The 7129-nt window shown below is 63.5% G+C and carries 9 protein-coding genes; 6 read left to right on the top strand and 3 right to left on the bottom strand.

Features of this window, described 5'->3' with window-relative positions; all coding sequences use genetic code 11:
- Positions 1-960, bottom strand: a 960-nt coding sequence (locus DWA01_RS24025; RefSeq protein WP_114285744.1) for an ImuA family protein, incomplete at its 3' end; no start/stop codon positions are given.
- 330 nt (positions 961-1290) lie between these two features.
- On the opposite strand from DWA01_RS24025, the gene DWA01_RS10245 reads away from it, so the two are divergent.
- Positions 1291-2334: an aldo/keto reductase gene (locus DWA01_RS10245; protein ID WP_114285743.1), complete on the top strand. Its 1044-nt coding sequence runs from the start codon at positions 1291-1293 to the stop codon at positions 2332-2334.
- A 517-nt stretch (positions 2335-2851) separates the two neighbouring features.
- On the opposite strand, the gene DWA01_RS10240 is transcribed toward DWA01_RS10245, so the two are convergent.
- The gene (locus DWA01_RS10240; RefSeq protein WP_114285742.1) at positions 2852-3535 is read right to left on the bottom strand and encodes an NUDIX hydrolase; all 684 of its coding nucleotides are present in this window, start codon (positions 3533-3535) and stop codon (positions 2852-2854) included.
- Between the two features lie 45 nt (positions 3536-3580).
- The gene (locus DWA01_RS10235) at positions 3581-4009 is read right to left on the bottom strand and encodes a DUF983 domain-containing protein (RefSeq protein ID WP_235008509.1); all 429 of its coding nucleotides are present in this window, start codon (positions 4007-4009) and stop codon (positions 3581-3583) included.
- Positions 4010-4237: 228 nt separating this feature from the next.
- Here DWA01_RS10235 and DWA01_RS10230 point away from each other — a divergent pair, with 228 nt between their 5' ends.
- The 5 genes from DWA01_RS10230 to DWA01_RS10210 form a co-directional block, all read left to right on the top strand.
- Positions 4238-4726, top strand: coding sequence for an EF-hand domain-containing protein (locus DWA01_RS10230; RefSeq protein ID WP_114285741.1), 489 nt, complete (start codon positions 4238-4240; stop codon positions 4724-4726).
- Between the two features lie 87 nt (positions 4727-4813).
- The gene (locus tag DWA01_RS10225) at positions 4814-5398 is read left to right on the top strand and encodes an RNA polymerase sigma factor (RefSeq protein WP_114285740.1); all 585 of its coding nucleotides are present in this window, start codon (positions 4814-4816) and stop codon (positions 5396-5398) included.
- The gene (locus tag DWA01_RS10220; RefSeq protein ID WP_235008508.1) at positions 5391-5822 is read left to right on the top strand and encodes a dihydroorotate dehydrogenase; all 432 of its coding nucleotides are present in this window, start codon (positions 5391-5393) and stop codon (positions 5820-5822) included. Before DWA01_RS10225 ends, DWA01_RS10220 begins: the two co-directional genes overlap by 8 nt.
- A 3-nt stretch (positions 5823-5825) precedes the next feature.
- Positions 5826-6341, top strand: a complete 516-nt coding sequence (locus DWA01_RS10215; RefSeq protein WP_114285739.1) for a periplasmic heavy metal sensor — start codon at positions 5826-5828, stop codon at positions 6339-6341.
- A 574-nt stretch (positions 6342-6915) separates the two neighbouring features.
- Positions 6916-7129 (top strand): enoyl-CoA hydratase-related protein (locus tag DWA01_RS10210; RefSeq protein WP_200832545.1); only part of this gene is annotated, 214 nt, incomplete at its 3' end.

The raw sequence follows: 7129 nt of genomic DNA, 5'->3' as shown, positions 1-7129 counted from the left end.
GGCCGGAGCGGAGGGTGGAGCGGAGGGGGGAGTGGGGGCAACAGCAGGAGCAGGATCGGAGGCTGTGGCACCCGGCGCTGCAGCGGGCAGAGGACCGGGTGCGGGCCCCGGCGCGGACGCTGGAGAAAACCCGGGGGCGCGCCCCGGCACGGGCGTTGTGGGGGGCACTGGGGAAGACGCTGGGAAAGGCCCCGGCGCGGGCACTGTGGGGCGGCGTGCCGGAGAGGGCACTGTGGGGCGTGCCGGCGCGGCGGCCGTGGCGCGCGCTGTGGGGCGCAGGCTGTCTGAACCCATGACCGGCACCGGGGCCGACGCCATGACCGGCGCTATGCTCGCCTCACCGCCGGGCGCCCCGCCCGGTGCCATGTCAGATACCCCGCCCGGCATCCCCTTTGGTGTCATGACCGTCGCCATGCCTGAGCCCATGCCAGATGCCCCCGCCGGTGTCGTGCCAGACGCCAGGGCCGGTGCCATATGCCAGCGGGTTTCAACACCTTGGGCGCCGCCGTCACCGGGTGTCAGCAACAGGCCAAGGGGCGCAGTGCCGGCGCTTTCTGCCCCGGCCTGGGCGGCCAGGTGCAGCCGGCGCACCGGAGTCAGCGGCGGGCAGTCGGGCAGTTCCGCCACACAGAGAGCGGCTTCGCCCGAGCGCAGCACCTCTTCCAGCGCCCAGAGCAGATCGGCCGGGCTGCGTGGCTGCACAAAGATCAGCCGCCCGGGGGGGCAGAAGGCGCGGATGCCCTCCGGGTGCAGCCGGTCCTTTTCCCAGCCGGGCGCGATCCAGATCACCGGGCCCTGGCACTGCGCCGCCAGCATCAGCGCCGCCACCCGCCGCGCCGGGCCGCAGACCTCATGGCAACGCCCGCGCGCCAGGCTCAGCGTGCCCAGAAACGGCAATCCGGCGCGGGCCGGGTGGGTTGGCCGGTAGGGGCGGCTGCGGGACAGGATTGGGGCGGACATGGAGGCAGGCTATCATGTTCGCGCTTTGTTCTCAATCGTGTTTAAGGCCGGCGTCGGCGATTTTGCACGGGCGTATCATGTTCTCAGCCGTTACACAGCCATGCCGGTCATCAGAGTGGCCACCAGCTCCGCCATCCGGTCTGGCAGCAGGTCTGCCACCTGGTCTGGCACCAGGCCCGCCACCTGATATGCCATTTAGCCTGCCCTCACGTCTGCCTTCAGGTTGTCGGCTTGTACGGCGTCCCGCCGCCCGGATTCGTTTACGCGCGCCCCTTGCCCCCGGGGATCAGCAGGTTAAAGTCGCGCAAAATCAAAAAGCAGGATAGTCCTATGCGGATGCGCACACTCGGGTCATCAGACCTTGTCGTTTCAGAACTTTGTCTCGGGTCGATGACCTGGGGCACCCAGAACAGCACAGATGAGGGCCATGCCCAGATCGATTATGCACTGGAGCGCGGGGTGAATTTCATCGACACCGCCGAGATGTACCCGGTCAACCCGGTTTTGGTCGAAACAGTGGGCGATACCGAGGTGGTGATCGGCAAATGGCTGGCAAAGCGCGGCCGGCGCGATGATGTGGTGATCGCCACCAAAGCCTCGGGTGCCAACGGGCTGGTGCGCGGCGGGCGGGGCTTTGACGGCGCCAACATCGGCGAGCTGATTGATGCGTCGCTGCGCCGGCTGCAGACCGATGTGATCGATCTTTATCAGCTGCACTGGCCCGACCGGGGCTCCTATCATTTCCGCCAGAACTGGAAGTTTGACCCGTCAGGTCAGGACCGTGCCAGGACAGCCGACCATATGGCCGGGGTGCTGGAAGCGCTGGCGGCGGCGCGAAAGGCGGGCAAGATCCGCCATGTGGGCCTGTCCAATGAAAGCGCCTGGGGCGCGTCGCAATGGCTGCGGATCTCGGAGGAGACCGGCCTGCCGCGCATGGTCTCGGTGCAGAATGAATATTCGCTGCTTTGCCGTCTCTATGACCTGGATATGGCGGAGGTGAGTGCCAATGAAAACCTCGCCCTGTTTGCCTATTCGCCAATGGCCGCAGGCCTGCTGTCCGGTAAATACCAGGGCGGCACTGCGGTGCCAGAGGGTTCGCGCATGTCGCTGAACGCAGGTATGGGCGGCCGGATCACCCCCCGGCTCTGGGCCGCGGTGGCCGCCTATGTGGAGATCGCGGAGCGCCACGGCATGGCCCCGGCGCAGATGGCGCTGGCCTGGACGTTGACGCGGCCATTTATGGGATCGTCAATCCTGGGGTCGACCAGTCTGGAACAGCTGGACCTGGCGCTGGGCGCGGCGGATCTGGTGCTGTCAGACGAGGTTCTGGCGGAGATTGAAGCGGCACATAAGGCGCATCCGATGCCGTTCTGACCGCCTGCTGCCGGCGGCCTGTGGGTTGCCGGCAGCATGTTGCGGGCCTGGCTGGCACCGGGCAGGGCGTGCCGAACAATCTCTCTCTGCGTCCGGGGGCATGTCCGGCCGTTGTGACAGCGGGACCGCCCGGCTCGCAGCCTGCACACAAAATTTGGCCGCACAATCCCCTTCTAACTTCGGGCCGCAGGATCTGAACGCTGATTATAGGTGCCGGCAGAGTGGCACCGACACGCTGGGAAGAGAGGGGGGCGCGCGCCGGGAAGACCCGGCGCGCGCCCCCCTCCGGCGATAACCGCAGCGGAGCTTTCAGGCGCGGGTCGTTATAGCGCCGGGATGTCAAAGCACCGGGGTGTCAAAAAAGCGCGTCGCTAAAGCACCCAGTCGCAAAAAAATCACTGTGTGGTGAAGGCGCCGCAGCGTGATACGCGCAGCGGTTAGAGAGCGCGGTCGTTAAAGAGTGTGGTCGTTAACGAGTATGGCCAATGCAGCGCGCAGCCATTAGAGAGCGTGGCCACTACAGCGCGTGGCCTTCCAGCCGCAGAAACAGGCTCTGTTCGTCTGAATTGCTGAAATAGGGCACTGAGACCGGCGGTGCGATTTCGGGCAGCATGGCCATCACCTCGGCCAGCACCACTTCGGTGATGAAAGGCAGGTTGAACTGACGCGCCTCCTCCATCACCACCCATTGCAAGCTGGACAGCTCGTCTGAAGCGCCGGAAAAGTCGTCCGGGTCGCTGATCAGATGATCCGCATCCACCAGGAAAAACCTGGCGTCAAAGCGGCGTGGCCGGCCGGGTGGGGTCACGGCACGAAAGACAAAGTTGAGCATATGGGCGGCGGGCAGGTGGCCGGTGGCGGCAAATCCGGCCCAGTCTGCGGGCGGGGTGCCGTCCCAGCTGCCGGGCTGGCCCAGCAGCAGGCCGGTTTCTTCCCATAATTCGCGAATCGCCGCCACTGCAAGCGCATGGGATCGGTCGCCGTCGCAGTCTTCGCGCAGCCGGGCCTGGCACAGGTCGGGCAGCGGCTGCGCCAGCGCCACAGAGGCGTCACCGGGGTCCACTGCGCCGCCGGGAAAGACAAATTTATTGGGCATGAAGGCCGCGCGTGCGCCGCGTTGCCCCATCAGCACTCTGGGGCGCGTCTGACAGTCCCGCACCAGCAATACAGTGGCGGCGTCGCGGATTGGAATCTCGGTCATATCAGCCCTTATTTTTGCGCAAACTCTTCTGCGCCTGGCATTGTTTCAACCCGCGGAATCGCGGTCCCGGCCAAACCCGTGCATGCGTTTGGCCCATTGATAAGCGACCACCATGCCTTTGAACCGGGGCAAAAGATAGAGCGACAATGCCACCGTGCCTATGGAGAAGATCGTGACCATCACCATCGGGTCGGGGCGGAATTTTGTCCAGGCGAACATCATGAAAGGCACCATCAGGTGGCCGACAATCAGGATGGTCAGATAGGCCGGCCCGTCATCAGCGCGGTGATGGGACAGGGTTTCGCCACAGACGGCGCATTCGTCGCGCACTTTGAGGTAGCCGGACAGCAACTGACCATTGCCACAGCTGGGGCAGCGGCGGCGCCAGCCTTTGAGAAGGGCCTGTTTGGTGGGGCGCTCCGGGGGCGTTGTGGCCGGGGACATAGTGAGCGGGGGCGTTTCGATATGTGACATGTTGATCCTCATGTGCATTTTGCGGCTGCGCGGCACCGCTGGTCGTTCCAGGCTTTTTGATCTAGCGCCTGCGTGCCCGGTTGTCATTGCGGTGCGTTGTCGCAAAGCCGGGATCGTTTATTTTCATTTTTTGCGACGGAAAGCCAGAGCCGCGCCGTTTTACTTGTATCGATCGGGCAGGAACACACCCTGTACGGCAAAAAAAGAGAATTATCTGAGGAGATATACATGAAACGTGCAACTGTAATTGGCGCTGTCACTGTCCTGGCCATTCTGAGCGGCGCTGTGGCCGCCACCGCAAAAGGCTCTGACGGCGAGGATGGTCGTGGTCCCCGCGGCATGATGGATCAGGTCGAATTCAGCGCGCTGGACGCGGACGGTAACGGCGTCATCACTGAGGCAGAGATCGCCGCTTTTCAGCAGGCAAAGTTTGACGAACGTGACACCGATGGCAACGGTTCTGTTTCGGCAGAAGAATTTACCGCCGCCCGCGCTGCCAAAGCGGCCGAACGTGCTGCAAAAATGCAGGAGCGGATGATTTCGCGGCTGGACACGGACGGCGATGGTGCGGTGAGCTTTGAAGAGATGCAGGCCAAAAAACGCGGCAATATGTTTGAGCGCATCGACACCAATAAGGACGGCGAGATCTCGGCAGAAGAGTTCGAAGCCGCTCAGGAAAAAATGGCGAAACGTCAGGGCCGGGGCCACGGCAACTGAGAGTAACCCGTTGCGCCGCGTGAATTTAACCTTTTACGCGGCGCGCTGATTGCCACGCCAGACCGGAGCCGCTAGCAATGACACAGAATGAATATGCCACTTGATGCCCTCCCGGATGCTTCGGACGAAGCGCTGCTTGTTGCTTTTGGCAATGGCAATACCGATGCCGCCCGGGTTTTAACCGGGCGGCTGACGCCGCGGGCATTGGGCTATTCGACCCGCTTGCTGCGCGACCGTGCCGAGGCCGAAGACGTGGTGCAGGAGGCGATGTTGCGGCTGTGGAAGATCGCGCCAGACTGGCGTCAGGGTGAAGCGAAGATCAGCACCTGGCTGTACCGGGTGGTCAGCAATCTGTGTACCGACCGGCTGCGGCGCCGGCGCAATGTCAGCATTGACGCGATTGCGGAGCCGGAAGATGAGCGGCCCGGGGCGGAAGAACAACTGACCCAGGCCGCCCGTATGAAAGCACTTGATGCGGCTCTGGCGCAATTGCCGGAGCGGCAGCGGCAGGCGGTGGTCTTGCGCCATATCGAAGGGGTGTCTAACCCGGAGATCGCCGCGATAATGGAGATCAGCACCGAGGCGGTCGAAAGTCTGACCGCACGGGGCAAACGCGCATTGGCCCAGGCTCTGGCCGGGAAACGCGCAGAATTGGGGTATAGCAATGGTTGATATACACAATAAAAACGACGGCGGTCCCGGGAAATCTGAGCCCCTGGATTTCGGAACGGACGATTTCGTGCTGGACGACTTTTTTGCCGCCGCGAAAGCAGAGGCACCGCAGCCGTCGGATGATCTGATGAGCCGCATTATGGCGGATGCTGACGCGGTGGCCGCCGAACGTGCGGCGGCGGTCAGCACCCGCGTCAGGACACCACGCCGCAACGGGCTGTTGCGTGCAGCGCTGGCGGCGCTGGGCGGCTGGGGCGCGGTTGCCGCCCTGTCCACGGCGGCCGTGGCGGGGGTTGGTGTGGGATTGTCATCGCCGGATACGCTCTATGATCTGTCGTCGCTCTACCTGGGGACTTCTGCCGAGCTGAGCTACAGTATTGAAGACGTGACGCCGGGCTATTTTGAATTTCTGGAAGAGGGCTGAGACATGGGTGAGACCCCTGAAACCACAGCAAAGAAAAAATTCCGCTGGAGCCGGGTGGTGCTGGTGCTGTCGCTGGGGCTGAACCTGGCGGTGGCAGGGCTGGTGGTCGGCTCAGTGGTGCGCAGTGATGGCTTCGGGCGACCGCCGCATCAGGCGATGCAGGCGCGCGACCTGGGTTTTGGCCCGTTTGTGGCGGCGCTGAAACCAAAAGACCGCCGCAGCATCGGTCGCGAATTTGCGCTAAAATCCGGGCCGTCGCGCGAAGGCATGCGCGAGACCCGCGCGCGGTTTGAAGCGATGCTTGCGGCGCTGAAGGCAGAACCCTATGAGCAAACGGTGGTGAGCCAGCTGTTTGAAGCGATGGAACAAGACCGCAGTGGCCGGCTGCTGGCGGCAAAAGAAGCGATGCTCGGCAAGATCGAAAGCATGAGCGCGCAGGAGCGGCAGGACTATGCGGCGCGGCTGGACAAAGTGTTAAAGCGCGGTCCCGGCAAGCCGCCACGGCCCCGCCCGAATTAACGCAGTGTCCGGTGCAATTACGCCAGCCGGACGCTGTGTGCCCGGCGCTTTGACGCTGGTCCGGCCAGCGAAAACCCGTTGACCGGCAGGACATCCAAATCCTGTGCCCGTGCGTCGGCAAATGATGCGCCCTGACATGGGCGCAAAGGCCCGCCACCGGCTGCACTTGAAACAGGGCGTGTTGTTTACTGCATTCCGGCGGCACCAGGCTGCGTGGCAGTCCATATACTTCAAACCATCGCGTGGGTCCTGGCGGGTGCTTTGTCCCCGGGGTGCCCCCACCCCACTCCACACCCCAATTTGCGCCTGTATTGCTTAGAAGCTGTTACGGGCCGCGACTTCGTGCAGCAGCGTCAGACGCTGTTACGTCACGGCAAACGAAAGGTGGGGCATTGCCTTTTGCGGCCCTGGGCTGCCAGGTTTCACCCTGCTGAAAGTGGCCGGTCTTACAACCTGTGCAAAGGCGGTGTTGGCAGTCTCAACACGACCTGATGCGGCCACCAGACTGTGTGATGCGGAAGGACCTGCAGTGATTAAGATCGAACAAAAACCTCTGGTGAATCTCGACGTGGAGATGGGGGATGACAATATTGCCATCGTCTCGCTGAACCGGCCCGCCAAGCGCAACGCGCTGGACGCGGCGACGATTGAAGAATTTGTAACGCTGTTTTCGATCCTGCCGCGCGAAGGCGCCCAGGCGGTGGTGCTGCGCTCCAATGGTGATCATTTCTGTGCCGGGCTGGATCTGGTGGAGCATTTCAACGAGGACCGCTCGGCGGCGGATTTCA

It is taken from the genome of Candidatus Halocynthiibacter alkanivorans, from assembly GCF_003333265.1.
GTDB classification, from domain to species: Bacteria; Pseudomonadota; Alphaproteobacteria; order Rhodobacterales; family Rhodobacteraceae; genus Halocyntiibacter_A; species Halocyntiibacter_A alkanivorans.
Note: the sequence above shows the minus strand (reverse complement) of the source record. Positions and strands in the feature narration are given on the sequence as shown.

Coding starts and splice junctions, on each gene's coding strand:
- DWA01_RS10225 (WP_114285740.1), top strand. CDS start 4,814: ATGAATATGCCACTTGATGCCCTCCCGGATGCTTCGGACGAAGCGCTG.
- DWA01_RS10245 (WP_114285743.1), top strand. CDS start 1,291: ATGCGGATGCGCACACTCGGGTCATCAGACCTTGTCGTTTCAGAACTT.
- DWA01_RS10240 (WP_114285742.1), bottom strand. CDS start 3,535: ATGACCGAGATTCCAATCCGCGACGCCGCCACTGTATTGCTGGTGCGG.
- DWA01_RS10235 (WP_235008509.1), bottom strand. CDS start 4,009: ATGTCACATATCGAAACGCCCCCGCTCACTATGTCCCCGGCCACAACG.
- DWA01_RS10220 (WP_235008508.1), top strand. CDS start 5,391: ATGGTTGATATACACAATAAAAACGACGGCGGTCCCGGGAAATCTGAG.
- DWA01_RS10215 (WP_114285739.1), top strand. CDS start 5,826: ATGGGTGAGACCCCTGAAACCACAGCAAAGAAAAAATTCCGCTGGAGC.
- DWA01_RS10230 (WP_114285741.1), top strand. CDS start 4,238: ATGAAACGTGCAACTGTAATTGGCGCTGTCACTGTCCTGGCCATTCTG.